General features: G+C 67.5%; 20 protein-coding genes and 1 riboswitch. Of the genes, 9 read left to right on the top strand and 11 right to left on the bottom strand.

The window, feature by feature from the left end; all coding sequences use genetic code 11:
- Positions 1 to 2: 2 nt before the first annotated feature.
- The 3 genes from RCH21_RS08780 to gcvP are packed head-to-tail and all read right to left on the bottom strand — an operon-like array spanning position 3 to position 5,402.
- Positions 3 to 1,376: an L-serine ammonia-lyase gene (locus tag RCH21_RS08780; RefSeq protein WP_326964037.1), complete on the bottom strand. Its 1,374-nt coding sequence runs from the start codon at positions 1,374 to 1,376 to the stop codon at positions 3 to 5.
- Entirely contained in the window at positions 1,373 to 2,506 is a 1,134-nt protein-coding gene (gene gcvT / locus RCH21_RS08775; RefSeq protein WP_326964036.1) for a glycine cleavage system aminomethyltransferase GcvT, read from the bottom strand. Before gcvT ends, RCH21_RS08780 begins: the two co-directional genes overlap by 4 nt.
- A 13-nt stretch (positions 2,507 to 2,519) precedes the next feature.
- Positions 2,520 to 5,402, bottom strand: coding sequence for an aminomethyl-transferring glycine dehydrogenase (gcvP, locus tag RCH21_RS08770; protein WP_326964035.1), 2,883 nt, complete (start codon positions 5,400 to 5,402; stop codon positions 2,520 to 2,522).
- Positions 5,403 to 5,558: 156 nt separating this feature from the next.
- Positions 5,559 to 5,660, bottom strand: a riboswitch (glycine riboswitch).
- A gap of 186 nt (positions 5,661 to 5,846) precedes the next feature.
- Here gcvP and RCH21_RS08765 point away from each other — a divergent pair.
- The 7 genes from RCH21_RS08765 to RCH21_RS08735 all read left to right on the top strand — a co-directional run bounded on the left by RCH21_RS08765 (position 5,847) and on the right by RCH21_RS08735 (position 13,155).
- Complete coding sequence (locus RCH21_RS08765) at positions 5,847 to 6,890, top strand: SGNH/GDSL hydrolase family protein (RefSeq protein ID WP_326964034.1); 1,044 nt, start codon at positions 5,847 to 5,849, stop codon at positions 6,888 to 6,890.
- A 77-nt stretch (positions 6,891 to 6,967) separates the two neighbouring features.
- Positions 6,968 to 7,198, top strand: a complete 231-nt coding sequence (locus RCH21_RS08760) for a DUF2798 domain-containing protein (RefSeq protein WP_326964033.1) — start codon at positions 6,968 to 6,970, stop codon at positions 7,196 to 7,198.
- 67 nt (positions 7,199 to 7,265) lie between these two features.
- The gene (locus RCH21_RS08755) at positions 7,266 to 7,691 is read left to right on the top strand and encodes a YybH family protein (RefSeq protein ID WP_326964032.1); all 426 of its coding nucleotides are present in this window, start codon (positions 7,266 to 7,268) and stop codon (positions 7,689 to 7,691) included.
- 163 nt (positions 7,692 to 7,854) lie between these two features.
- Positions 7,855 to 8,745: a diacylglycerol/lipid kinase family protein gene (locus RCH21_RS08750; protein WP_326964031.1), complete on the top strand. Its 891-nt coding sequence runs from the start codon at positions 7,855 to 7,857 to the stop codon at positions 8,743 to 8,745.
- 146 nt (positions 8,746 to 8,891) lie between these two features.
- Complete coding sequence (locus tag RCH21_RS08745; RefSeq protein WP_326964030.1) at positions 8,892 to 10,013, top strand: fatty acid desaturase family protein; 1,122 nt, start codon at positions 8,892 to 8,894, stop codon at positions 10,011 to 10,013.
- A gap of 51 nt (positions 10,014 to 10,064) precedes the next feature.
- A complete protein-coding gene (locus RCH21_RS08740; protein WP_326964029.1) occupies positions 10,065 to 11,918 on the top strand; it encodes an alpha/beta fold hydrolase in 1,854 nt (617 codons plus the stop codon).
- A gap of 205 nt (positions 11,919 to 12,123) precedes the next feature.
- Positions 12,124 to 13,155: an LLM class flavin-dependent oxidoreductase gene (locus tag RCH21_RS08735; protein ID WP_326964028.1), complete on the top strand. Its 1,032-nt coding sequence runs from the start codon at positions 12,124 to 12,126 to the stop codon at positions 13,153 to 13,155.
- A gap of 173 nt (positions 13,156 to 13,328) precedes the next feature.
- Here RCH21_RS08735 and RCH21_RS08730 read toward each other — a convergent pair whose 3' ends face one another.
- Complete coding sequence (locus tag RCH21_RS08730) at positions 13,329 to 14,129, bottom strand: response regulator transcription factor (protein WP_326964027.1); 801 nt, start codon at positions 14,127 to 14,129, stop codon at positions 13,329 to 13,331.
- A 108-nt stretch (positions 14,130 to 14,237) separates the two neighbouring features.
- Positions 14,238 to 15,722: an MFS transporter gene (locus RCH21_RS08725; RefSeq protein ID WP_326964026.1), complete on the bottom strand. Its 1,485-nt coding sequence runs from the start codon at positions 15,720 to 15,722 to the stop codon at positions 14,238 to 14,240.
- An 89-nt stretch (positions 15,723 to 15,811) separates the two neighbouring features.
- Between RCH21_RS08725 and RCH21_RS08720 the strand changes: the two genes are divergently transcribed.
- Complete coding sequence (locus tag RCH21_RS08720; RefSeq protein WP_326964025.1) at positions 15,812 to 16,372, top strand: TetR family transcriptional regulator; 561 nt, start codon at positions 15,812 to 15,814, stop codon at positions 16,370 to 16,372.
- A gap of 79 nt (positions 16,373 to 16,451) precedes the next feature.
- Here RCH21_RS08720 and efeB read toward each other — a convergent pair whose 3' ends face one another.
- From efeB to RCH21_RS08690, 6 genes are all read right to left on the bottom strand, one after another.
- Positions 16,452 to 17,726 (bottom strand): iron uptake transporter deferrochelatase/peroxidase subunit, encoded by a 1,275-nt coding sequence (gene efeB / locus RCH21_RS08715; RefSeq protein WP_326964024.1) that lies wholly within the window; start codon positions 17,724 to 17,726, stop codon positions 16,452 to 16,454.
- A gap of 5 nt (positions 17,727 to 17,731) precedes the next feature.
- Positions 17,732 to 18,928, bottom strand: a complete 1,197-nt coding sequence (gene efeO, locus RCH21_RS08710; RefSeq protein ID WP_442784693.1) for an iron uptake system protein EfeO — start codon at positions 18,926 to 18,928, stop codon at positions 17,732 to 17,734.
- Between the two features lie 2 nt (positions 18,929 to 18,930).
- Positions 18,931 to 19,782 carry an iron uptake transporter permease EfeU gene (gene efeU, locus RCH21_RS08705; RefSeq protein ID WP_326964022.1) on the bottom strand — a complete coding sequence of 284 codons (852 nt, stop codon included), beginning with the start codon at positions 19,780 to 19,782 and terminating at the stop codon, positions 18,931 to 18,933.
- Between the two features lie 209 nt (positions 19,783 to 19,991).
- Positions 19,992 to 21,431: a phytoene desaturase family protein gene (locus RCH21_RS08700; protein WP_326964021.1), complete on the bottom strand. Its 1,440-nt coding sequence runs from the start codon at positions 21,429 to 21,431 to the stop codon at positions 19,992 to 19,994.
- Between the two features lie 43 nt (positions 21,432 to 21,474).
- On the bottom strand, positions 21,475 to 22,578 hold the full coding sequence (locus RCH21_RS08695; RefSeq protein WP_326964020.1) for a lipid II:glycine glycyltransferase FemX: 1,104 nt from the start codon (positions 22,576 to 22,578) through the stop codon (positions 21,475 to 21,477).
- Between the two features lie 140 nt (positions 22,579 to 22,718).
- Complete coding sequence (locus RCH21_RS08690) at positions 22,719 to 24,188, bottom strand: glycosyltransferase family 87 protein (RefSeq protein ID WP_326964019.1); 1,470 nt, start codon at positions 24,186 to 24,188, stop codon at positions 22,719 to 22,721.
- A gap of 190 nt (positions 24,189 to 24,378) precedes the next feature.
- On the opposite strand from RCH21_RS08690, the gene RCH21_RS08685 reads away from it, so the two are divergent.
- Positions 24,379 to 25,464, top strand: a complete 1,086-nt coding sequence (locus RCH21_RS08685; RefSeq protein WP_120148904.1) for an inositol-3-phosphate synthase — start codon at positions 24,379 to 24,381, stop codon at positions 25,462 to 25,464.
- Positions 25,465 to 25,553: the final 89 nt, after the last annotated feature.

Genomic DNA, 25,553 nt, shown 5'->3' with positions numbered 1-25,553 from the left:
CGTCAGCACTCCACGACGTTCAGGGCCAGCCCACCCCGGGCGGTCTCCTTGTACTTGTCCATCATGTCCGCACCCGTATCACGCATCGTCTTGATGGCGACGTCGAGTGAGACGTGGTGCTGACCATCACCGCGGACGGCCATGCGAGCGGCGGTGATCGCCTTCATCGCACCGACTGCATTCCGCTCGATGCATGGGATCTGCACGAGTCCGCCCACGGGATCGCACGTCAGCCCGAGGTTGTGCTCGATCCCGATCTCCGCGGCGTTCTCGACCTGCTCGGGAGTGCCGCCTAGGACCTCGGCCAGCGCCCCTGCCGCCATGGCGCAGGCCGAGCCGACCTCACCCTGACAGCCGACCTCCGCACCGGAGATGGAGGCGTTCTTCTTGAACAACGAACCGATCGCCGTGGCCGCCAGGAGGAATCGCACGACGCCGTCGTCGTCGGCTCCCGGCACGAAGTCCACGTAGTACTTCAGGACTGCGGGGATGATGCCGGCGGCGCCGTTGGTCGGCGCGGTCACCACGCGTCCACCCGCAGCGTTCTCCTCATTGACTGCCAGTGCGAAGAGCGTCACCCACTCCATGGTGCCGAGACGGTCGTTCGGATCGTCGGCCTTCTCGAGCAGCTGCCGTTGGCGTTCGGCCCGGCGGCGCACGCTGAGGCCCCCGGGCAGGATTCCGCCGGTGGTGGTTCCCCTGCGGATGGTGTCCTGCATGACGGACCAGATGTCCAGCAGGCCCGCCCGCACCTCCTCCTCCGTGCGCCAGGACAATTCGTTGGCGAGGACGACGTCGGAGAAGGACCAGCCGGTGGTCCGGCAGACGTCGAGCAGCTGATCCGCCGTGTCGAAGGGGTGGGACACCGGTACGGGCTTCAGGATCGCCGTCTCCGCACCGATCTGGTCCTCATCCAGCACGAAACCTCCGCCGACCGAGAAATATTCTCTGCTCCGCATGAGTTCACCTGTGGCTGTATATGCCGAGAAGCGCATGCCATTGGTGTGGTAGTCGAGGCGCTGCCGGCGGTGCAGCAGCACGTCCTTTTCGGGGTCGAGAGTGATGCGGTGCTCCGCAGCGAGGTTGAGGGAGCGGCTCTCGCCGATATGAGCCACCCGGGCATCGGCCGAGGTCGGATCGATAAGGTGCGGCTGGTCCCCCTCCAGACCGAGCAGCACAGCCTTCACCGTCCCGTGGCCGTGTCCGGTTACTCCGAGCGAACCGAAGAGGTCCACCTGGACGCGATGCACGTCGGCCAGCAGGCCGCCGGCCCGGAGCACCTCCGTGAAGAGGTAGGCCGCAGTCATCGGTCCGCCGGTGTGCGAGCTCGAGGGACCGATCCCGATCTTGAAGAGGTCGAACGCGCTGATCGTCACTTCGCGGGCCCGGCAAGCGTCTCGCGCCGGTAGAACGGCGTGGGGATCACCGTGAAGGGCTCGGGCCGGCCGCGGAGGTCCACGAGCACCTCGGTGCCGAGTGCGGCATGGGCGGACTCGACGTAGGCAAGAGCTACCGGGTAACCCAGCGTGGGGCTGGGGAGGCCCGACGTCACGGTGCCCACGGGCACGCCGTCCACGACGACGTCGTACCCGGCGCGCGCCGAGCGGCGGCCGACGGCGCGAAGGCCGACGAGTCGCCGCGTGGGCTCTACCGCCTTCAGCGGCTCGAGCACCGAGCGCCCGACGAAGTCGTCGGTCTTCTTGGTGCTGACCACGGGACCGAGGCCCGCCTCGAAGGGATTCGTCTCGAGGCCGAGTTCGTGCCCGTAGAGGGGCATACCGGCCTCCAGCCGGAGGGAATCGCGGGCCGCGAGGCCACACGGCAGGAGCCCGTGGACCTCGCCGGCCTGCAGGGCCGCATCCCACAGGCGCCCAGCGACGTCGCTGCCGAGAAAGACCTCGAAACCGTCCTCGCCCGTGTAGCCCGTGCGGGCCAGCAGCACGGGGAGTCCGGAAAGTTCCACCCGCACCGCGGCGTAGTACTTCAGTTCTCGGATGGTTCCAGCGTCTTCCGGACGCGCGAGGTCGAGGAGTACGGCCTCCGCGGCAGGCCCCTGCACGGCGACCAGCGCCGTGGCCTCGGACTGGTCCTCCACGACGGTGTCGAATCCGGCGGCCCGGACGCGCAGTTCCTCCGCGACCACGGGGGCGTTCGAGGCGTTGGGAACCACGAGGAAGGAGTCCTCGGCGAGCCGGTAGGTGATGAGGTCGTCGATCACCCCGCCCTCGGCGTTGCAGATCAGCGAATACTTGGCCTTGCCGACGGGGATGACCGCGAGGTTGCTCACCAGCGCGTAGTTGAGGAACGCCGCGGCCTCGGGACCGGAGACGAGGACCTCTCCCATGTGCGAGAGGTCGAAGAGGCCGGCGGCTTTCCGCACGGTGTGGTGTTCCTCCAGCTCGCTGCGGTACTTCAGGGGCATCTGCCAGCCGCCGAAGTCGGTGAAGGCCGCACCGTGCGCCTTGTGCCGGGTGTACAGGGAGGTGTGCTTGCTCTCTTCGCTCATGAAGGGCGTGATCCTAGTCTTCGAAGGCTTCGATGGGCGGGCAGGAGCAGACGAGGTTACGGTCGCCGTGGGCGCCGTCGATCCTGCGCACCGGAGGGAAATACTTGTCGTGGCGGAGCGAGCGCAGCGGGTAGGCGGCCAACTCGCGCGGGTAGGCCTGCGTCCACTCGTCACCAACGAGGAGTTGCGCGGTGTGCGGGGCCTGCCGCAGCGGGCTCTCCTCAATGGTGAAGTCGCCCGCGGCCACGCGGTCGATCTCACCCTTGATCGCGATCATCGCGGTGACGAAACGGTCCAGCTCCGCGAGGTCCTCCGACTCCGTGGGCTCCACCATGAGGGTTCCCGCGACGGGGAAGGACAGCGTGGGCGCATGGAAGCCGTAGTCGATGAGGCGCTTGGCCACGTCCTCGGCCGTGACGCCCGTGGCCGCGGTCAGAGGGCGCAGGTCGAGGATGCACTCGTGGGCTACCAGCCCCTGCACTCCCGTGTAGAGCACCGGGAAATGCTCGGTCAGGCGCGCGGCCACGTAATTGGCGGCGAGCAGGGCATGCGCCGTCGCGCTCGTGAGTCCCTCGGATCCCATGAGCGCGATGTACGCCCAGGAGATCGGCAGGACGCCGGCCGAGCCGTACATCGACCCGGAGACGGGTGTACCGCCCTCGGCCTCGGGTCCGCCGTCCGTGGCGACGTCGCGATTCGCGTCGCCCGGCAGGAACGGCGCCAGGTGCGCGGCGACGGCGACCGGGCCGACACCGGGTCCGCCGCCACCGTGCGGGATGCAGAACGTCTTGTGCAGGTTCAGGTGCGAGACGTCGCCACCGAACTCGCCGGGCTGGGCGAGACCCACGAGGGCGTTGAGGTTGGCGCCATCGATGTAGACCTGCCCGCCCGCCTCGTGGACCTTCTCACAGACCCAGCGCACGTCCTCCTCGAACACGCCATGGGTGGAAGGGTAGGTGATCATGATCGCCGAGAGATTCCCGGCGTGCTGCTCGATCTTGGCAAGCAGGTCGTCATGGTCGATGTTGCCGTTGGCTGCCGTGCCGACCACCACGACCTTCATGCCGGCGAGCACGGCCGAAGCCGCATTGGTGCCGTGCGCAGAGGACGGGATGAGGCAGACGGTGCGGTTCTCGTCACCGCGCGAGCGGTGGTATCCGCGGATGGCGAGGAGGCCCGCTAGCTCACCCTGGGACCCGGCGTTGGGCTGCAGGGACACGCGGTCGTAACCGGTGATCTCCGCCAGCCGTTCCTCGAGGTCGGTGATCAGCTCGCGCCAGCCCTCGGTCTGGCTCTCCGGCGCGTAGGGATGGATCGAGGCGAACTCGGGCCAGGAGATGGATTCCATCTCGACGGTGGCGTTGAGCTTCATGGTGCACGAGCCGAGCGGGATCATGGTGCGGTCCAGGGCGAGGTCCCTGTCGGAGAGCCTGCGAAGGTAGCGGAGCATCGCGGTCTCGGAGCGGTGCAGCGAGAAGACGGGGTGGGTCATGAATCCGGAGGTGCGGCGCAGTTGCTCCGGGATGTGCCCGCCGGGGGAGGCTGAGCCGTCGACCGTGCCTCCGAACACGGCGGCGACGGCCGCGACGTGGTCCGGCGTCGTCGTCTCGTCGCAGGAGATGCCGAGGTGGTCGGCGTCGATGCGGCGGAGGTTGTAGCCGGCGGCCTCGGCGGCGTCGGCGTAGTCCGCCGCCCTGCCGGGCACGCGGACCAGGAGGGTGTCGAAGAACGCGCCGTGCACAACGGTGGCCTTCGAGCCCTCGAGGGCGGCGGCGAGCTCGACGGCGCGCTGGTGGGTGGTGCGGGCGATCGCCTTCAGCCCCTCCGGCCCGTGGTAGACGCCGTACATCGAGGCGACGATGGCCAGCAGCGCCTGTGCGGTGCAGATATTGCTCGTGGCCTTCTCGCGGCGGATGTGCTGCTCGCGGGTCTGCAGGGCGAGGCGGTAGGCGGGGGCACCGTCGGCGTCTTTCGAGACCCCGACGAGGCGGCCGGGGAGCATGCGCTCGAGTCCCTTGCGCACGGCCATGTAGGCGGCGTGCGGACCACCGAAGAAGAGGGGCACGCCGAAGCGCTGGGCGGAGCCGACGGCGATGTCCGCGCCCTGCTCGCCCGGCGCGGTGATCAGCGTCAGGGCCAGGAGATCGGCTGCGACCGTGACGAGGGCGCCGCGCTCCTTGGCGGCGCTGATGACGGAGGCGTGGTCGCGCAACACTCCCGACGCGCCGGGCTGCTGCAGGACGACACCGTTGATGTCGCCGTCGGGCAGGCCCGCAGAGAGGTCCGCGACCTCGACGTCGAAGCCGAGGGCCTCGGCGCGGCCACGAACGACGGCGACGGTCTGCGGAAGCGCGTCGGCGTCGATGACGGTGCGGCCCTTGTTCTTGCCGGACCGGCGCATGAGGAGGACGGCCTCGGCGACGGCGGAAGCCTCGTCGAGCAGTGAGGCGTTGGCGATATCGAGGGCAGTGAGGTCCTGCACCATCGTCTGGAAGTTCAGGAGGGCCTCGAGGCGGCCCTGGGAGATCTCCGGCTGGTAGGGGGTGTAGGCCGTGTACCAGGCGGGCGACTCCAGGACGTTGCGACGGATGACCGGCGGTGTGACGGTGTCGAAGTAGCCCTGGCCGATCATCTGCACGGCGGTCCGGTTACGGCCGGCGATCCGGCGGAGCTGCGCCAGGACCTCGGTCTCGCTGAGGGCTCCGGGCAGGTTGAGCGCGCGGTCCAGGCGGATGCCGGCGGGGATGGCCATGTCCACGAGCTTGTCGAGGCTCGGGTAGCCGAGGACCTCCAGCATGTGCCCTGCATCCGATGACCGCGGGCCGATGTGGCGGTCGGCGAATGTCGATGCGGGGGCGGGTACTGTGCCGGATGCCGTGTCGGGTGAGGCGGTCATGGGAACTCCGTACGTCAGAAGGGGGCGCGGGCGCGCGCGTGCCTGGTCGGGTTCCTCCCCGCTCTGTAGGGAACCTGAGAGTTTCCGCAGGGCTCGTCGCCTGCTTGCACCGTCGGTGAGCGCCGGAGAAGTCTCGGGGCTGCTTTCCAGAGTTGCCTAGCCGCAGCGGTACTGGGCCTGAGAGATTCCTGGGGAGGATTTGCTCCTACGGCGCCTGCCGGTGTGTGAGTCAACGGCAAACTCTCCCGCTGCAGATCAAGGGCGTATTCAGTTGGGGGTTCAACGGCGTGAGCCGTCCCACAGCTTACCGCGCGGCGCGGAGGAGAGGCAAAGAGCGGGCCGCGATCTGCCGGGGGGTTCGTACCGAAAGGGGGCGTGCCGCTCTGCGCCCCGCACCGTCGCGGCGCTAGCGTAGGCGTGTACCCACCGAGCACCTGGAGCCCGATGTCGATGTTGCGTTACCGTCCGGTCGTCGCGGCCCTGGTCCTGCTGGCCGCCGTCGTGCTTCCTGCTCCGCCGGCCACCGCTGCGGGCGCCTCCTATGTAGCCCTCGGCGATTCCTACTCCTCGGGCACAGGGACGCGGGCCTACCTGGCCGACGGGACGAGCTGCCAGCGATCCGCCTACGCCTACCCGTCGCTGATCGCGAGCGCGAAGGGGTACGCGCTGAACCTGCGCGCGTGCTCGGGCGCCACCACCGCCGACGTCGTCGCGACCCAGCTCGAGGCGCTGACACCGACGACGTCGTATGTCTCCCTGAGCGTCGGCGGAAACGACGCATCGTTCGTCGCGGTGCTGACCGAGTGCGCGAAGCCGGCGTGGATGAGCGATTGCAACGCGGCGATCGATCGCGCCCAGGCCGTCATATCGGCCCAGCTGCCGGGAACCCTCGCGTCGCTGTACGCGCAGATCAGGACGCGCGCACCGCTGGCGTCCGTGACGGTCGCGGGCTACCCCCGGATCTTCAACGGGGAGGACTGCAACGCGGGCACGTGGTTCTCGCCCGGGGAGGAGGCCCGGCTGAACGCGACGGCCGACCTCCTCAACCGGACGGCTGCGGCCGCTGCCGCCACTGCGGGATTCACGTTCCGGACTCCGACGACGGCCTTCGCCGGCCACGCCGTGTGCGACGACGTCGAATGGCTGAATGGCCTTTCGCGGCCCGTCGCCGATTCCTACCACCCGAACCGGGCAGGACATGCCTCGGGGTATGTTCCGCTGATCGGTGCTTCCCTGACCGGGAGCCGGGTCAGCGTCACGCAGGAAACGCTGAGGTCCGCCGAGGACGCGGCGCCGGCCCTCGCCGAGCAGCAGGCGGAGCATGCAGCCCAGGACGCCCGGATCACCCCGAAGGAGTTCGCACTGCCGGATCTGAAGAGCCCTGCCGCATGGAAGGCCGCGTTGCGTGCCGGCGTGGACCTGGCGGACCCTGCGAGCATCGACAGGGCGGACCGGGCAGCCGAGACACGACAAAGAAGCACGCAGTAGGCAAGGCGCGGTCCTGGACTGCAAAAAGAAAGCACGCAGTAGGCAAGGCGCGGTCCCGGACTGCAAGGATGGGGGCCATGCGCGCCTTCCTCGGAACACTCCTGGAGTCTTTCGTGACGTCCGTCCTCATCTCGACTCCCCTCTCGTTCGTGCTCACCGCCTACAACGTGGGCATCACCGGGTCCTTCTGGAGCGCCTACATCCCGAACACGCTGATCGCGATCACGGTCGGCACCGTCCTGACCCCGATGATGGTGCGGGTCGCCCAGCGCATCACGCGCCGCGACCGGGGTCGAGCCCAGCGATGATTCCCGGCTCCGCGCCTCGTCCCATAGGCATCGGCCATCATCCGGCACAACGATCAAAGGGAGCATCATGACCGGGCAGACCAGCTTCGACCACGTCCTCGCGGCCTACACCGCAGCCGTCCTCGACCAGGACGCCGAGGCCCTCCTGGCCCTGTACGACGACGACGTCCGGGTTTTCGACCTGTGGTCCGAGTGGACCTACGAGGGCAAGGAATCCTGGCGGGGCGCGATCGGAGAGTGGTTCGGCTCGCTCGGGGAGCAGAAGGTCGGCGTCGGCTTCGACGACGTCCGCTCCTCCATGGCCGACGACCTCGCGAGCGTGCACGCCATCATCACCTACAGGGAGCTCGATGCTGCCGGAAACGAGGTGGGATCCATGCAGAACCGGTTGACCTGGGTCCTGCAGCGCCGGGGAGACGGATGGCTCATCGTGCACGAGCACACCTCGGCGCCGATCGACGGGGAGACGTCGAAGGTGATCCTCCGACGCTGAGTCTCCAGGAACCGGCACGAGCACGACCGGCGAGGCTCCGGACGTCAACGTCTCCCATGGTACGGCTCGGCCATGCAGGCAATACTGCAAAGGGCGCTTACTATACGAGGAGGCAGGTGTTGCCGTTCCATTGCCAAGGGCAATGATCAGGAGAGGTTGGGCGATGGATTCGCCGCGTAGGTTCGACACGATCAGGATCATCTTCAATCCGAACAGCACCGGGGACGCCCCGAAGCTTGCTGAGGAGCTCCACCATGAGCTGACAGCAGCACTTCCGGCCACGGATGTAACGCTGCGGCCCACGGAGCATGCCGGGCATGCGGTGGATCTGGCTCGCGAGGCGGCATCCGCCGGCAATGCGCTGATCGTCTCCGTCAGTGGGGATGGTGGGTACAACGAGGTCGTCAACGGCGTCATGGACAGCGGCAGCGAGGACGCCGTGTGTGCGGTCCTTGCTGCAGGCAATGCCAATGACCACAGCCGCGTCGTCGGGCGCAAACCCCTGGCCGAAGCCATCACCGAGGGCCACGTACGCCGGATCGACCTGCTGCGCATCAGCATGGGCCAACCGGATGCGACGGCGGTCTATGCGCACTCCTACATCGGCTTCGGCCTGACGCCGGTCATGGCGATCGATCTCGAAAAGGGCAGCAAGGGTGCGATCAAGGAGATGTTCTCCGTCGCGCGAACCTTCCGGAAGTTCAAACCCTTCGAGATCCGCCAGAGCGACGGAAAGCACCGCACCTTCGACAGCCTGGTGTTCGCGAACATCTCACAGATGGCGAAGTACGCGACCCTGAGCGAGGCCGGGGACCACCCCGCGGACGGGAAGTTCGAGGTCATCACGTTCCCCCATATGGCCAAGTGGCGGGTCCTGCTCACAGCCCTGCGCGCCACGACCAAGGGACTGGGTGACCAGCCGAGCTACGCGCAGTACCGGTTCTCGACGGTCAAACCCATGCCTTACCAGATCGACGGCGAAGTGAAATCCGTGGAAGCGAAGACGGATATCACGATCGACAGCGTGCCCCGGGTCCTGTCCATCATCGGCTGAACACCCATCGGGGAACGCCCCCACAACGAAGTACCAACCTCAATGACGCCTGGGCCTCACTGGCCATCAGCCGTTTCAGGACCTGAAGGGGACATTCCGCCGTGCACCGGCCGGCGTGATCGTTCCCTCCCCCACGAAGGACGATCATGACCGACACCGCGACCACTGGTGCACTGCCCGCCAGCCCGGACTCCCCCGCAGCTGCGCGTACCGTCCGTATTTCCAGGCCGAACGACGTCGTCGCCTCCTACTCGGTGCTGCTGAAGCAGGTCCGCAAGGAAGGCCTCCTGAACCGGCGCCGGCGCTTCTACATCGGCGTGTTCGCCCTCCTGGCCCTGACCATGGGCGCGGCGTGGACCGGCTTCGCCCTCCTGGGCGACACCTGGTACCAACTCCTCGTCGCAGCCGTCCTCGGCATCGCCCTCACCCAGGTCGCGTTCCTCGCCCACGAAGCCTCCCACCGCCAGATCTTCCACACCCGCACCGCCAACGACTGGTCCGGACGCGTCCTCGCCGCCGGCATCGTCGGCATCAGCTACGCCTGGTGGATGGACAAACACACCCGCCACCACAACGACCCCAACACCCGCGGCAAAGACCCCGACATCGAACTCGACACCATCAGCTTCCTCGAAGAAGACGCCGCCAAAGCCCGCGGCCTCCACGCCTGGATCACCCGCCGCCAGGGCTACCTCTTCTTCCCCCTGCTCACCCTCGAAGGCATCAACCTCCACGCCCGCTCCATCAGCACCCTCTTCGCCCGCCGCACCATCAAAGGACGCTGGATCGAACTCGCCCTCCTGGGCGCACGCTTCGGCGCCTATTTGGGCATCCTGTTCTGGTTCCTGCCCGTCGGCCTGGCGTTCGCGTTCCTCGGCGTGCAGCTGGCCGTGTTCGGGGTATACATGGGCGCCAGCTTCGCCCCCAACCACAAAGGCATGCCCCTGATCCCCAAGGACAGCACCCTGGACTTCTTCCAGAAACAGGTCCTCACCTCCCGCAACATCCGCGGCGGCACGTTCATCAACAACGCCTTCGGCGGCCTGAACTTCCAGATCGAACACCACCTCTTCCCCGACATGCCCCGCCCACACCTACGCCGGGCCGCGATCATCGTCCGCGAACACTGCGAACGCCTCCGCGTCCCCTACACCGAAGTCGGCGTCAAAGCCTCCTACAGCGCCGTCATCACCTACCTCAACCGCGTCGGACTCGCCGCACGCGACCCCTTCGACTGCCCCATCATCAACCAATACCGCCGACGCTAGACATACCGACACCGTCCGCTTCGCTTCCCCACTCGAGAGTGACCTGCACCCATGGCTTCCATACGTCTGAGCGGGTTCCTGCCTTTCCTCCTTCAGCGACGCACCAACCAGCCTGCCGACGATCCGACGAGCGCAGAACCCGTGCCCGTGTCCTATCGCGCCTCGACCACTGTCCGGACGACTCTTCGTCCAGGCAGCGGAGATCACCTCGACGTGTCGTATCGCCTGCATTCCTCACGCAGGGCGACCGACGGTGGACAACGACAGGTCTTCGTCCTGGTGCACGGCATCGGGATGTCGCACCGCTACTTCGCCCGCCTGCAGGCAGAGCTGCTCCCCTATGGCGACACCATCGTCCTTGACCTGCCCGGATTCGGGGGAACCCCCACACCGGCCAGGCAACTCGGCGTCGCGGACTACGCGGCTGTCATCGCAGGGGCGCTGGAGGACGCACGGCTCTCCTCGTGCGTCGTGATCGGGCACTCGATGGGCGCCCAGTTCGTCACCGAACTCGCGATCCAGCATCCCGAGCTCGTCTCGGCCGTGGTGCTCATAGGCCCGGTCACGGATACGTCCCATCCGTCCGCTGCCCGGAACGCCGGCGTCCTGGCACTGGACACCCTGCTGGAACGGCCGGTCACGAACCTCCTGGTCGGCGGGGCCTACCTGCGGTGCGGTATCCGCTGGTACCTGCAGGAGTTGCCCGTGATGCTGGGGTATCGACTGGATGAACGGATAACCCAGGTCACCCGGCCGGTGCTGATCCTGCGCGGCTCGCTGGATCCGATCGCCACCCGGACATGGTGCCGCAAGCTGGCCGGGGCGGCCCGGGACGGGAGTGTGGTAGAGGTGCGAGGCCAACCCCACGCCGCGCACCGCGCCGGCGCCCGCGACGTCACTGACGCCATCCTGCACCTGGTCGGCAGCCTCCCGGTCCGCCCATCCGTCACCGCCGGCGTCGACGGACATGCCCGGGCGGACCACGAGGAGCATCCCTCCCGCCGCACCCTCGCCGCTTCCTCATCGACGTCGACGGTCTCTGCCGAAGGATCGACGACGACACCGCGTCTCCCACGCTCGGGATCACCCTCGGACTGGCGGAGCATCACCGTCGGTGACCGCGAGTGCCGCGCGTACGTCATGAATGACCGGATCAGGGACCACGAAGCCCGGGGTGGAGGTCGCCCGTCGACGGACCGGATCCCGGTGTTCGTGCTGGTCCATGGGATCGGCATGTCCCACCGCTACTTCCTTCGATTAGGGCGGCAGCTTTCCCGTTATGGGACGGTCCTCGTGATCGACCTGCCCGGTTACGGTTGGACCGGTCGACCCGCCCACAGGGTCACCAACCCCGCAAGTGCCGAGCTCCTCGCTACTCTGCTCGACCATCTGGGCGTCTCCTCGAGCATCGTCGTCGGCCATTCCATGGGTGTCCAGACGGCAACGGAACTTGCTGTCCAGCGGCCGGACCTCGCATCCCGGCTCGTCCTCATCGGAGCGGCCGTCGACGTTCGACGACGAACCGTGCCCGAGCAGGCGCTCACGCTGGGGTTGAACTCGATCCTCGAGAAACCACTGCTGAACACGGTGCAGTTCCTCGATGTCCTGCGGTGCGGGCCCCGCTGGTACTTCGCGGAACTGGCGGTTGCCATGAGCTATCCCCTGGAGGAACGCCTACCCCTCGCAACCCAACCGGTTCTCGTGCTGCGCGGGTCCCGCGACCTGGTCGCAGGAGACCGTTGGTCGCGGAGCCTTGCGGATTCGTCACGCGACGGCACGCTCGTCGTCGTCGAAGGAGCTCCGCATGCCGTCCACCACAGTTCGGCCGCCGTCGTCGCGCGCCACATCATCGCGTTCATCACGAAGGCCGAGACCCGCATGCCGGCCGAGGTGTCGTCGCACTGATTCACCCGGTCCTGGTGGGGTTGTGCCGGTGTCGGTGCGGGTGGATCGAAGCCCTCCGTACCGTGCCCGACACTGCCGATCGCGTAGCGTCTCCCCTTCGATCGTCGGTCCATTTGCATGCGTATGCATGGAATAAGCCGGAGACGCGACCCGTTCTATCTGCAGGTCCGCAGTGGGCCTGATCGGCAAACACGGGAGTTGCACCATGGCGCGCGAACTGGAATTCGGACTGGACACCTTCGGGGACGTCACACGCGGCGAGGACGGTCGGCCCGTCTCCTATCCGCAGGTCATCCGGAACGTGATCGCCGAAGCCGTCCTCGCGGACGAGGTAGGCGTCGACTTCATCGGCGTGGGCGAACACCACCGGGACGACTTCTCCATTTCGGCTCCCGAGATCGTCCTCGCCGCCATCGCCGGACAGACGAAGCGCATTCGCATCGGCTCGGCCGTCACGGTGCTCAGTTCCGACGATCCGGTTCGCGTCTACCAGCGCTTCGCCACGCTCGACGCCGCCTCGAACGGCCGCGCCGAGGTGATCCTCGGCCGCGGATCCTTCACCGAGTCCTTCCCCCTCTTCGGTTACGAGCTCTCCGACTACGAGCGGCTCTTCGAAGAGAAACTCGACCTGTTCTCCGAGCTGATCAAGGAGGGTCCCGTGACGTGGTCCGGCAGCACGCGACCCGGACTGGAGCAGCACGAGGTCTACCCGAAGACAGACGGCGGACGCCTGAAGACATGGATCGGTGTCGGTGGAAGCCCTGAATCGGTGGTGCGTGCGGCACGCTACGGGATGCCCCTCATGCTCGCCATCATCGGTGGTGACCCCGCGCGCTTCGCGCCCTACGTCGACCTGTACCACCGGGCGCTGACGCAGCTCGGCCGGCCCACGCTTCCCATCGGTGTGCACTCCCCGGGGTACATCGCGGATTCGGACGAGCAGGCCCGTGAGGAGCTGTGGCCGGACAATCGCATCATGCGTGATCGTATCGGCCGCGAGCGCGGGTGGGGCCCCACGACAAGGGACGAGTTCGACCAGGAGGCCGACGCCGGCTCGCTGTACGTCGGTTCCCCGGAAACCGTCGCGAAGAAGATCGCGACGACAGTGCAGACCCTCGGTATCGACCGCTTCGACATGAAGTACAGCGCCGGCCCGCTGCCACATGAGAAGTTGATGCACAGCATCGAGCTCTACGGCACGAAGGTCATCCCGATGGTCCGGGAGATCCTCGCCTAGGTTCGGCTACGTCCCCGACCCGCCTTCGCCCTTTCTTCGGTTTTCTTTCGGCGTTCAGGCAGGGCCCCCTTGAAGGGTGTCGACCAGAGTGGACGTAAGGAGTCCACCGCTCCTTTTTTCTTCCCCGCCGGTTCCGGTCCGTCCACCGCAACCGGCGGGGAGCCTGGAGAAGTTCAGTCGAGGCTTGACGGCATCATCCGGTAGCCCACCCCGCGAACCGTGCGGATGAAGCGCGGGGCCTTCGTGTCCTCGCCAAGCTTCTTCCGCAGGTTCCGGATATGAACCTCGACGAGGTGCTGGTCGTTGACCCAGCCGTCCCCCCAAATACGCGAGAGCAGTGTCTCCCGCTGCCAGACCCGCCGCGGTACCGAGACGAGCGTGGCCAGGAGATCGAACTCGATCCGCGTCAGCGGCAGCTCGGTCCCGTCAAGCGTGGCGATCCGGCCCTCGGTGTCGATGGTGATGGTGCCGTGGACCAGGAGACCCTCTACCTGCTCCGCAATCGCGGGCGCCGCGGTCGCGGTGACGACCGACGCCGGGGACGCCTCGTCCGGGTCTGCGCCGAGCAGGGGCTGGGACACGTTGCGGACGGTACTCCTCGGGCGACGGAACATCGCGTTGACCCGCGCACCGACCTCCCGCGGACTGAAGGGCTTGACCACGAAGTCGTCCGCGCCGATCTCCAGGCCGATGAGGCGGTCGATCTCGTCCTTCCGGGCGGTGATCATGATGACGTAGGCGTCCGTCAGCGGCCGGATCTGGCGGCACACCTCCACACCGTCGATATCGGGGAGGTTGAGGTCCAGGGTCACGAGATCGGGCTGGTGTTCCCGCACGAGTGCAACTCCCTGCCGCCCGGTCTCCGCCTCGATGGTGGTGAACCCGTTCATGCCGAGGGTCATAACCAGAAGTTGCCGCACGTCGGCGTCGTCTTCGATGATGAGTGCAACACGCGCGTCGGGGTCGGAGGTCATAACTGACACACTGCCAGAAGATCGAACCGCGACCGAGCGCATCGGAGTCGTTCCTCCGATTTTTCGGTCGGCACCCCCGTCGAGGGCACCACGCGAGAGCCAGATGGCCTAGCCAAGGTGTGCGGACTTGCCCGACTGCGAGAACTCCTCCCTCGCGACCCTGATCATGAACCAGGAGATCGGCGAGGCGAGGGCGAGGGCCACGGCTGCGGCCAAGAACACGACGGAGTAGCCGTCCACGAGTGGCTGCAGTCCACCGGCGCTCCCTTCCACCGTGCCGGTACCCGCACCTACGGCGTAGAGGGCGGTGAAGACCGCGGTGCCGATGGATCCGCCGATCTGCTGCGTCGCCGTCACGGCGGCGCTGGCCACTCCCGAGTCCCGGGGTTCGATCCCGAGGAGGGCGACGTTCTGGAGGGGGACGAAGATGAACGCGAGGCCCACGCCCAGCAGGATCTGCCCGGGCAGCACCTCGAGCACGTAGGACCCGCCCACGGTGATGCGGCTGAGCAGCAGAAGTCCGGTCGCGGCGATCAACGGACCGACGGTCATGAGGACGCGGGGACCGACCCTGGGCAGGAGGCGCGACACCACGCCGGCACAGATGATGATGGCCGCCGTCATGGGTAGCGAAGCGAGTCCGGAGTGCAGCGGGCTCAGGCCGAGGACGATCTGGAAGTAGAGCGTCAGGTAGAGCAGTGCCCCGAGCAGTGCGGCGCCCACCGCGATCGACGAGAGGTAGGCGCCGGCCCGGGCCCGGTCCGTGATGATGCGCAGCGGTAGCAGTGGATGTGCCGCACGCGATTCCACGAGGATGAAGAGGGCCAGCAGGAGGACGCCGAGGGCCAGGAAGCCCAAGGTGTCCAGGCGGCTCCAGCCGGCCTCGGCACGCGAGAAGCCGTAGACCACGGAGGCGAGCCCGAGGCTCACGAGGACGGCACCCGGTATGTCGTAGCGGGTGCTACCCTCGGCCCGGCTCTCGCGGAGCAGGGGGATGCCGGCAGCAATGGCCACCACGGCGATGGGGACGTTCACGAGCAGGCACCAGTGCCAGCTGAAGTACTCCGTCAGGACTCCACCGAGCAGGAGGCCGACCGCTGCTCCACCACCGGCGATCGTTCCGTAGACCGCGAAGGCTCGTACCCGGTCGCGGCCTCCGGGGAACGTCACCGAGAGGATGGCGAGCGCTGCCGGAGCCAGCAGTGCGGCGAAGGCACCCTGAAGTCCGCGGGCGAGCAGGAGCAGTTCACCCGAGGTCGCGATGCCGCCCATGGCCGAGGCGAGGGCGAAGCCGCCCATGCCGACGAGGAAGGAGCGCTTCCTTCCCCAGAAGTCGGCGATCCGACCACCGAGGAGCAGGAGGGCGCCGAAGGTCAGGGCGTAGAGCGTGACGACCCAGCTGCGGTCGCTGTCGGACATTGCGAGCTCCAGCTGGGCCTGGGGCAGGGCGATGTTCACGATGGTTCCGTCGAGGACGACGGTGAGCTGCGCGAGCGCGACGATGGCGAGTACGAGCCATCGGTTGGCGGGCGCCTTGTCCTTGGCGGTGTCCAGAATGGACGGGTTGGCGGAACCCGAGGGTGGGGTGGTCATGGATCTCCTCAGAAGTGGTGTCGGATCGAGGGTATGGTCCACGTCGGGCGGAAGTCAAACGAACTAGTTCGTTTGGGTATACTCGAGGGATGCACTCGACGACGGACGTAAGGTCACGCATCCTTTCGGCTGCCCGGACCGAGTTCGCGTCCTCCGGGCTGGCGGGTGCGAGGATCGATCGCATCGCGAAGGCGGCGAGCGCCAGCAAGGAACGCCTCTACGCGCACTTCACCGACAAGTCGGCGCTCTTCCAGGCCGTCCTCGATGTCAATGCAGCCGAGTTCCACCAGGCCGTCGTACTCGATCCAGGAGATGTGCCCGCTTTCGTTGGTGCGGCCTTCGACCACACGCACGATCATCCCGACATCCTTCGGATGCTGACGTGGGCGCGGCTCGAGGGCGTCCAGTACGACCTGCCATCGGGGTCCGCGCCAGACAGCAAGCTTTCGGCGCTGAGGGAAGCACAGGAACGCGGACTCGTGGACACGTCGTGGGCCCCCGAAGAGCTCCTGCCCCTGCTGTTCGGAGTCGCGCAGGCGTGGGTCCAGGCTCCCCTGGTGGCACGCTGGAATGCACCCGGGACTCCTCTTGCCGCACACCGCGCCTCCGCGGTGGAGGCGGCACGCCGGATCATCCGATCCGAACCCTGACCCGAGGTCGCCCTGCCCATTGCACTCGACGTGGAGTCGACCGGGGTCCCGGCAACCGCAGGATGGTCCGACCCGGGCCTCAGGACTCGAAGAGCCGGGCCCCTACATAGCTACCCTCGGACACTCCGCCGGGCACCGCGAAGATCGCCGACCCTACGTGCCGGAGGTATTCGTTGAGAAGATCGGATCCCGCGAGGCGCGTCTGCACCGGGATGAAGGACCGCTCGGGATCCCGCTGGAAGCAGATGAAGAACAGGCCGGCGTCGAGACGCCCGAGGTCGTCGTTACCGTCCACGAAGTTGTAGCCGCGGCGCAGCATCCGGGCTCCGCCATTGCTGTCGGGATGCGCCAGCCGGACGTGCGAGTGCTCTGCGATGATCGGTTGGCCGCCGCTGCCCGGCATCGAGAAGTCGGGGGCCGTGAATTCGTCGCCGCCCGAGAGGGGCGCCCCCGCACCCTTGGTCCGGCCGATCGAGCGCTCCTGCTCGGAGAGGCGCGTGCGGTCCCAGGGCTCGACGTTCATGCGGACCTTACGCGAGACGAGGTAGGAGCCGGCCACCATCCACGCCTGGTCGTCCTTCTCGTCCACCCAGACGTGCTCGTCGGCGGCAGCCGGATCCTCGGCCTTCACATTGGCGGTGCCGTCCTTGAAGCCGAAAAGGTTGCGGGGCGTCACCTGGGAAGTGCTGGTACTGGACGTACGGCCGAATCCGAGCTGCGAGTACCGAAGGGATGCGCGCCCGAAGGCGATGCGTGAGAGGTTGCGGATGGCATGGACGGCCACCTGCGGATCGTCTGCGCATGCCTGGATGCAGAGGTCTCCGCCGCTGATGCGCTCCTCCAGCATGTCGCCGGAGAACCTGGGCAGCTCGACGAGGGCGCGGGGCCGCTTTCCGGCGAGGCGGAAGCGGTCGGTGCCGTCGGCCGACATGAAGAGCGTGGGACCGAACCCGAAAGTGACGGTGAGGCCGGTCGGGCCGAGGTCCATGGCTTCCCCTGTATCCTCCGGCGGTGCCTCGTACGGACCGGCATCGGGGGCGAACTCGCCCGCACTCCCGCCCTGGCTCATGCGGGCGGCAGCGACGGTCCAGTCCTGCAGGAGGCTGATGAGCTCCTCGCGGGACACGTCGTCGACGTCGAACACGGCGAAGTGCAGGCGATCCTGTGCCGGTGTGGTGATACCGGCCTGGTGCTCACCGTAGAACGGGTACTTCAGCGCGGCGGGGTCGGTAGGGCTCGTCGTCGCCTCCGGGGCGGCCCGTTCCGCCGCCACGCCCGCGCCCACCCCCGCCGCGGCGCTGACCCCGGCAAGGGACAGCGCTCTGCGGCGCGAGATCCGGAAGGTGCGCGCCATGATCCCTAGCCCAGCAACGCCGCGGTGATACGCGACAGGGGTTCACTGAGGGCGTTGACGCGGTCCGACAGCGCCTTCACATCATCCTGGGACAGATCGCCGTAGGAGACGTAGGCGATGTCGCGCTGCGCTGCGCCGGGTGCGCTCGTGCGGTGCTCGTCCAACTCTGCCGAGAGGGCGGTGAAGTCCTCCTCGAGTGTCGTGACGAGCTCGGGATCCTTCGCCTCCAGCAGGTCGCGCAGACCGTCGACGAGCACGCGGGCGCCCTCGACGTTGCCTTGGAAGTCCCAGAGATCGGTCCCCGACCAGATCTCCTCCTCACCGGTGACCTTCCCGTTGGCTACCTCGTCCATGAGGGCGATCGCCCCGTTCGCCAGCTGGTCCAAGGAGAGCTCGATACCCTGGATGCTCGAGTGCAGGGTGGTCGTGTCCTCGGCGAGCTGCGCCGCGACGGCGTCGCGCTCGGCTTGGGTCAGTGGGGTGTAGGGCGCATCCGCCGGGGGCCAGAGGTCCTTCTCGATGCGGTGCCAGCCGGTCCACTCCTCGCCCTCGGCGAGGTCGGCTTCACGATTGTCCAGCTTCGGGTCGAGGTCGCCGAAGCTCTCCGCGACGGGTTCCACGCGCTCGAAATGCATGCGGGTGGTCGGGTACAGGCGGCGGGCCTCGTCGTCGTTCCCTGCCACGTAGGCCGCTGCGAAGTCCTCAGTGCCCGTGAGCAGCTGGTCCACCTGGTCCTTGACATAGGCCATGTAGTTGGTGACGGCCGCGTCCATCTGCGCCTGCTCGTCACCGGAGGGCTCGACGGCGGTACCGGAGTCCGTCACGGTGAACGCCGCACGCCCTACGCCATCACCGACCATGCCGGGCTTGCACACCGTGTAGTAGGAGCCGGGCTTGGCATTGACCACGAGGTTGCGGCTGATGCCCGGGCCGATGTTCTCGACCTCCGACACGATCCGCAGGCCGTCCTCGGCGAGCAGGTAGAACTCCGCCACCTCGCTCCCGGCGTTGCTGATGGCGAAGGTGAGGGGGCCGCTCTCCGCGGTAGTGGCGGAGACCGCGCACTCCTCGGCGGTACTCGTGACGGTCAGTCCATCCGACGCGCCGTCGGGCGTCTCCGCCGAACTGTTCGGGGTGCAGGCGGTGGCAAAGAGGATGCCGCAGGCGGCTGCGGCGGCAGCGGGCTTCGACAGTCGGGCGATGGTCACTTGACTCCTTGGGGAACGGGGGACTGCACGAGGGCGGGAGCGGGCGTGCGACGCACGCTCTGCCGGATGAAGAGGGTCATGGTGGGGATGGTGTACAGCAGCCACGCGACGCCTTCCAGCCAGGTGGTTGCGGGCGAGAAGTTGACCGTCCCCTTGAGCAGCGTGCCGTACCAGCTCGACGGCGGGACAGCGGCGCTGACGTCGAACAGGAGGGCGTTCAGGCCCGGCAGGATGCCCGCTTCCTGGAGGTCGTGGATGCCGTAGGAGAGCACGCCGGCCGCCACGATGATCAGCATGCCGCCGGTCCATGTGAAGAATGCGGAGAGGTTGATGCGCAGCATCCCCCGGTAGAACATCCAGCCGAGCACGACGGCGGAGGCGAGTCCCAGCGAGGCGCCGAGAATGGGTTGCGTCGTCTGGCCCGTGGCCTGGACCGCCGACCAGATGAAGAGCGCGGTCTCGAGGCCTTCACGCCCGACGGCGAGGAACGCGACGACGACGAGGCCCTTTCCCCCGGCGGCGAGGTGTCGGTCCACCTGGCCGTGGAGTTGGCCCCGCATGTCCTTCGCGGTCCGCGCCATCCAGAACACCATCCAGGTGACCAGGCCGACGGCGATGATGGACAGCGAGCCGCCGATGGCCTCCTGCGCCTCGAAGGTCAGCCCGTGGGTACCGTACGTGAGCAGTGCGCCGAAACCGAGCGAGAGCCCCGCCGCGAGCGACACCCCGAGCCAGATACCCGGCAGCAGGTCCTTCCGCTGCATCTTGACGAGGTACGCAACGAGGATGACCACCACGAGGGCGGCCTCGAGCCCCTCGCGCAGGCCGATCAGGTAGTTGGCGAACATGGTTGGCTCTCTTGCCGGGAATGGACCCTGCCAGCAGGGTAAGGCAAGCATAACCTAACAGAACTCGCTGATCAGGGGCAGCGATCTCCGCTAGGGCCGCAGCATCAGCGACGTGATGGGCTTCGCCGCAGCTCGAGGCGTTCACGGAGACGCAGTGGGTAACGATGCAGGGGGAGATCGCGCCGTACCCGTTCTGACCGACGGGCTCCTCAGAGGCCGAGCGCCGGGACGGACAGGCCGAACTCGCGCCTGAGGGCGAGCTTCGCCGCGTTGAGCCCGGCCATGCCGTGCACTCCTGGCCCGGGCGGTGTCGATTGCGAGCACAGGTACACCCCCTTGATGGGAGTCGCCCAGGGCTGCAGCGAGGGCACCGGCCGCGCGACGATCTGCCGCAGGTTCACCGCCCCGCTACTGAAATCCCCGCCCACATAGTTCGCGTTGTACACCTCGAGCTCGCTCGCCGTCGTCGTGTGGCTGCGGACGACGACGTCGCGGAACCCGGGCGCGAACCGCTCGACCTGCGCGGTGACGGCCTCTGCCATGTCCCGCGTGGAACCGCGCGGTACGTGGCAGTAGGTCCATAACGTGTGCCGGCCGTCCGGCGCGCGCGTCGGATCGAACGACGACGGCTGGGACAGGAGCACGTACGGGCTGTCCGGATGCTCGCCCTGGTTGACCTGCTTCTCGCCGGCGGCGATCTCCTCGCGGGTCCCCCCGAGGTGAGCCGTCCCGGCCCTGTGGAGTTCGGGGTGTGTCCATGGCACCGGACCTGACAGGATGAAGTCCACCTTGCAGGCCGCGTTGCCGTACGTGAATGCCGAAAGGGCCTTCTCGTACGCCGAGGGCAGACGCCCGCGGGACATCGCCTGGAACGTCTTGGGCGCTACGTCGAGGAGAACCACGCGCGCGTCCGACACCTCGGCCAGGGTCTCGATCCTGCTGTTGGTGATGATCTCGCCGCGGTGCCGCCGGATGTCCAGGGCGAGGGCCTCCGCGATGGACTGCGATCCGCCTACCGGGATGGGCCAGCCCACGGTGTGCGCCAGGAGGTTGAGCACCAGTCCCGCCCCAGCCCCCGTCAGGGAGGGTAGCGTTCCCACCGGGTGGGCCATGACGCCTGTCACGAGGGCCTTGGCCTCATCGGTGCGGAAGCGACGGTTCCAGGTCGGCAGTCCCTGGTCGAGGACCGCCAGCCCGAAGCGGAGCGCGGCCTCCGGCCGCCTCGGGATGCGGATGACATGGTTGAGCGTGAACGCGAGGATCCCCTCCTCGCGATCACTCAGTGGCTGCAGCAGTCGGCGATAAGCCTCGCCGTCAGCACCGAGCCCGGCCACCGTCTGCTCCATGCTCCGGTAGGCCACTCCGGCCCGGCCGCCGTCGAGCGGGTGGGCGAAGGACACCTCGGGGACGGCGAATCCGATGCGGCGGCTCAGCTGGAAGGCGCGGAAGAAAGGGGACGCCAGTGCCATCGGGTGGACTGCGGAGCAGAAATCATGGAGGTGGTCGCGATCCATGAGCTCGATGGATCGCGAGCCGCCACCGATGGTGGGAGCAGCCTCGTGCACCCTGACGGACAATCCGGCTCGTGCCATGACGACGCCGGCCGCGAGTCCGTTCGGCCCGGAACCGACGATCTCCACATCGACCATGGGATTTCCTCTCCTGAAGCAGCGGGGTGTCTCCCCACCCGGACTACATTTCTGCGGCGGTCGGGCTGACGCGTCCGCTTCCTGATCTCCGTACCAGACCGGACGCGCGCCGGACGATACCTCCTGCAGCGGCAGGAGCTGCCCGCCGTGCGGCCAGCAGGGCCGAGACTGCGCGATAGCGGACAGGACTCAGCGGGATGTCATAGGTGGTGGGCACCACCACGACATTTTTCGAGAAGTTCCGCTTGAAGGTGGTGACGTTCGCGAGCGACGGGTAGTTCGCGCTCTCGATGCCCGTCAGGCCACAGGCGGTGTTGCCCGCGGCCTTCAACGTCCGGAACGCCTCCCACAGCAACAGGTACGGGGCGAAGGTGCTGCGGGCCGCGTGGGTGCTGCCCGCGAAATAGTAGACCGCGTAGCCGCGGTATTCCGTGGTGATGAGCCAGCTCAGGGGAATGCCGTCGCGATAGGCGACGAGAAGGCGCAGGTGGTCACCCAGCACGGCCAGCAGCGTCTCGTAGTAGGACGAGTCGAACGACTGGAAGCCGTCGCGCTCCGCGGTCTCCTGCATGATGGGGAACAACTCGCGCGCGAAGACGTTCTTCCATTCCTCTCGAGGAATGTGTTCGATGGTGACTCCGTTGCGCTGCGCCCTGCGGATGCTGTTGCGTGCATTGGGGCGAAAACTCTTGAGGAGTCCGGCTTCCGACGGCGTGAGGTCGACCACGATCTCACGCTCGTACCAGCCGTGCTCGATCGGACCCGTAGCCGGAGCCTGGAGTGTTGCGACCTGCATCCTCACGTACAGCGGATGCGCGGTCGGATGGTTGCGGAACTGCTCTCGCACCGTCTCCATCAGCACGCGCTCGGCAGCCGGCGTCCGCTGGGCGAACCACACGGGTCCGTTGACGACGACGACGGATTCCCTGGAGCGGCGCACGACGTGGACGTAACTGGCAGTCGCTACGAGTGCCCCTGCCACGTCCCTGTATTCCCAGATCCCGAGCGGCGAGCGGCCCAGTGCGCGCTCGAACTCCACCCAGTCGGGCGTCTGTTCGAGGGGTATCACGACGTCGGGATGTGTGGCGGCGATCGCGTCGAAAGCGCTCCTGTCGAGCGTGCTGGCGGTCAGGGATGGTGCAGTCACTGAGGTCTTCCGGTGGAGGTTCATCTGGGGCCTGGTCGACGGGCGCCCTGGTGGCCGGCCATTCGTACCCAGGGGTACTGGCTCGGCCGGGCGATCCGCGCGGTCCGGCCAGCCTATCGGAGCAGAACGGCGACGTCCGGTCACCGCTCGCCGAGGGGTCCTGCTCGCACGGCCTTGCGCGGACGGAGGCGGGAGTGCAGTGTGAATCGGTCCGGTGCGTCATCGAACGGTCCGCTGTGCGGATCATCGATGCCGATGCGCCGCACCAGGTCCTGCCGCGGAGCCAAGATCTCCGAGACTACGACGGCCATGATGTATGCCGTTCCTAGAATATGTGCTACGACCGCCCAGGCATATACGCCCAGCCCGAGGTTGTGCTCCGGGGCTCCTCCACTCGTCATACCGCCCAGGTACAGCCAGACCGCCCACCAGTGGAGTACCTCGCCGAGTTGCCATACGAACACCACCCGCCATCGGGGCACAGCCAGGGCCACCAGGGGTACGAGCCATAGGGCGTACTGCGGAGAATAGACCTTGTTGCACAGGATGAACGCCCCCACGATCAGCAGGGCGAGCTGTGCAAAGCGCGGCCGACGCTCCGCACGCAGGGTGAGGACCGCGACGCCGGCACATGCGAGCCCGAAGATCCCGACGGCGCCGATGTTGACCGCGGCGGGCGACAGCGCCGCGACGTCGGCCTGGCGTGCCAGTGCGTTGTAGACATACCACCCCGAGGAAAAACCCGCGTCGCGCGTTTTCGAGAACGTGAGGAAGTAGCCCCAGCCCTCGGGGTCCCGCAGGAGGAACGGCACATTGACCACGAGCCAGGCGCCCGCGGTGCCCGCGAGCGCCGCGAGGAACGGCCGGTACCGCCCCGAGCGGAGGGAGAGGACCAGCACCGCTCCCAGGAGCAGCACCGGATAGAGCTTCACCGCCGTGCCCAGACCCCAGAGAATGCCCGCAAGGACCGGGCGGTCGCGGGCGAAAGCCAGCATCCCAGCCGTCGCGAGGAGCACGGCCCACAGGTCCCAGTTGATGCTCCCGGACAGGATGATCACCGGGGCCGTCGCGACGATGGCCGCGTCCCAGGGCCTGCGACTTGCGAGGCGCAGGGTCACCAGCACGGTCAGAAGCCAGACCCCGGCGACGAGCACCATGTTCAGGTCGAAGAAGAGCAGCGCTTTGGATTGGATCTCTGCACCACCGGCGACGGCGTCGACGATGAACGCGGTGGCGGACGCCAGCAGGCCGAGCAGCACGGGGTACTCGAAGAGCGCACCGGGTGTGATGAACGGCAGGACGCCCTCACCGAGCCCCCGGCTCTGGTAGAGCTCCGGCCAGTCGGAGTAGCACGCGCGGTAGAAGTGGTCCGGCGAGGACCACCCGCCGACCCTGCAGGGGTTCTTGGCGACGGCGGCGAGCACCGCCGAGCAGACGGTGAAAAGGATCAGGACGCGCTGCAGGGTGAACCAGCGCGCGGAGACGCGTCCCGGGTCCGCATGGCGCCCGAGGGGGCCGCCGATCCCCTCCACCAGGGGCCGGAGGAAGGCGTCGGACCGACTCGGGATGCTGATGCGGTAGGGCCCGCGCCCGCCCGTCCCGGAAGTCATGCACCGAGCCTAGCGGCCCGGCCGCGGCGTACTTCCGCTGCTGACCCGGTTGACGGGCGGAACCGGAGGAAGGCAAGGAATGGGGGTGCATACTCCGGCGTTATGAAGTGAACGTAGACTGGCAGTTCCTGCCGACCGCGCCCTGCGCGATGACGGCGGGGGCATATTCAACGGGCTTTCGAGGAGAACTGTGGGACAGAACCCCATTCGCGTGGCAATCATTGGAGTCGGCAACTGTGCCGCGTCGCTTGTACAGGGCGTGCACTACTACCGTGACGCGGACGCATCGGGGGTCATCCCCGGCCTCATGCATGTCGAATTCGGCAAATACCACGTGGGGGACGTGCAGTTTGTGGCGGCGTTCGACGTCGACGGCAAGAAAGTCGGCCACGATCTCGCCGAAGCCATCGGTGCGAGCGAGAACAACACCATCAAGATCGCCGACGTGCCCCCTACCGGAGTGATCGTGCAGCGCGGCCACACCCTGGATGGCCTGGGCAAGTACTACCGCGAGACCATCGTCGAGTCCGACGAGGAACCCGTCGACATCGTCGCGCAGCTCAAGGCCTCGAAGGCCGACGTCCTGGTCTGCTACCTGCCCGTCGGATCCGAGCACGCAGCGAAGTACTACGCGCAGTGCGCCATCGACGCCGGCGTGGCCTTCGTCAATGCCCTTCCCGTGTTCATCGCCGGGACCAAGGAATGGGCGGACAAGTTCACCGAGGCCGGCATCCCGATCGTGGGCGACGACATCAAGAGCCAGATCGGCGCCACGATCACGCACCGGGTCATGGCGAAGCTGTTCGAGGACCGAGGCGTCACCCTGGACCGCACCTATCAGCTGAACGTCGGCGGCAATATGGACTTCAAGAACATGCTCGAGCGCGATCGCCTCGAGTCGAAGAAGATCTCCAAGACCCAGGCCGTCACGTCGAACGTGAAGGCCGAGCTGCGCCCCAATGACGTACACATCGGCCCGTCCGACTACGTGGCATGGCTCGATGACCGCAAATGGGCATTCGTGCGCCTCGAAGGCCGCAACTTCGGTGACGCTCCGGTCTCCCTCGAGTACAAGCTGGAGGTCTGGGACTCCCCGAACTCGGCCGGAGTCATCATCGACGCCATCCGCGCCGCGAAGATCGCCCTGGACCGCGGTATCGGGGGGCCCCTGCTCTCCGCTTCCAGTTACTTCATGAAGTCCCCACCGGAGCAGTATGCGGACGACATAGCCCACGAGAAGGTCGAAGCGTTCATCCGCGGCGATATCGAGCGCTAGAACTGCAGGTGGATGAGGAGGGCCGGACACGTCGTGTCCCGCCCTCCTCATCTCTAACCGGGCCGCGTCACTTCGGCGCGTGTCGGCAC

Source organism: Arthrobacter sp. PL16 (genome assembly GCF_035985055.1).
GTDB lineage: Bacteria > Actinomycetota > Actinomycetes > Actinomycetales > Micrococcaceae > Arthrobacter_D > Arthrobacter_D cheniae.
This window is presented reverse-complemented; position numbering and strand designations above follow the sequence as displayed.

Excerpts from the sequence above, each read along its gene's own strand:
- gcvT (WP_326964036.1), bottom strand. The coding sequence starts at position 2,506 with ATGAGCGAAGAGAGCAAGCACACCTCCCTGTACACCCGGCACAAGGCG.
- gcvP (WP_326964035.1), bottom strand. The coding sequence starts at position 5,402 with ATGACCGCCTCACCCGACACGGCATCCGGCACAGTACCCGCCCCCGCA.
- RCH21_RS08765 (WP_326964034.1), top strand. The coding sequence starts at position 5,847 with ATGTCGATGTTGCGTTACCGTCCGGTCGTCGCGGCCCTGGTCCTGCTG.
- RCH21_RS08760 (WP_326964033.1), top strand. The coding sequence starts at position 6,968 with ATGCGCGCCTTCCTCGGAACACTCCTGGAGTCTTTCGTGACGTCCGTC.
- RCH21_RS08755 (WP_326964032.1), top strand. The coding sequence starts at position 7,266 with ATGACCGGGCAGACCAGCTTCGACCACGTCCTCGCGGCCTACACCGCA.
- RCH21_RS08750 (WP_326964031.1), top strand. The coding sequence starts at position 7,855 with ATGGATTCGCCGCGTAGGTTCGACACGATCAGGATCATCTTCAATCCG.
- RCH21_RS08745 (WP_326964030.1), top strand. The coding sequence starts at position 8,892 with ATGACCGACACCGCGACCACTGGTGCACTGCCCGCCAGCCCGGACTCC.
- RCH21_RS08740 (WP_326964029.1), top strand. The coding sequence starts at position 10,065 with ATGGCTTCCATACGTCTGAGCGGGTTCCTGCCTTTCCTCCTTCAGCGA.
- RCH21_RS08735 (WP_326964028.1), top strand. The coding sequence starts at position 12,124 with ATGGCGCGCGAACTGGAATTCGGACTGGACACCTTCGGGGACGTCACA.
- RCH21_RS08730 (WP_326964027.1), bottom strand. The coding sequence starts at position 14,129 with ATGACCTCCGACCCCGACGCGCGTGTTGCACTCATCATCGAAGACGAC.
- RCH21_RS08725 (WP_326964026.1), bottom strand. The coding sequence starts at position 15,722 with ATGACCACCCCACCCTCGGGTTCCGCCAACCCGTCCATTCTGGACACC.
- RCH21_RS08720 (WP_326964025.1), top strand. The coding sequence starts at position 15,812 with ATGCACTCGACGACGGACGTAAGGTCACGCATCCTTTCGGCTGCCCGG.
- efeB (WP_326964024.1), bottom strand. The coding sequence starts at position 17,726 with ATGGCGCGCACCTTCCGGATCTCGCGCCGCAGAGCGCTGTCCCTTGCC.
- efeU (WP_326964022.1), bottom strand. The coding sequence starts at position 19,782 with ATGTTCGCCAACTACCTGATCGGCCTGCGCGAGGGGCTCGAGGCCGCC.
- RCH21_RS08700 (WP_326964021.1), bottom strand. The coding sequence starts at position 21,431 with ATGGTCGATGTGGAGATCGTCGGTTCCGGGCCGAACGGACTCGCGGCC.
- RCH21_RS08690 (WP_326964019.1), bottom strand. The coding sequence starts at position 24,188 with ATGACTTCCGGGACGGGCGGGCGCGGGCCCTACCGCATCAGCATCCCG.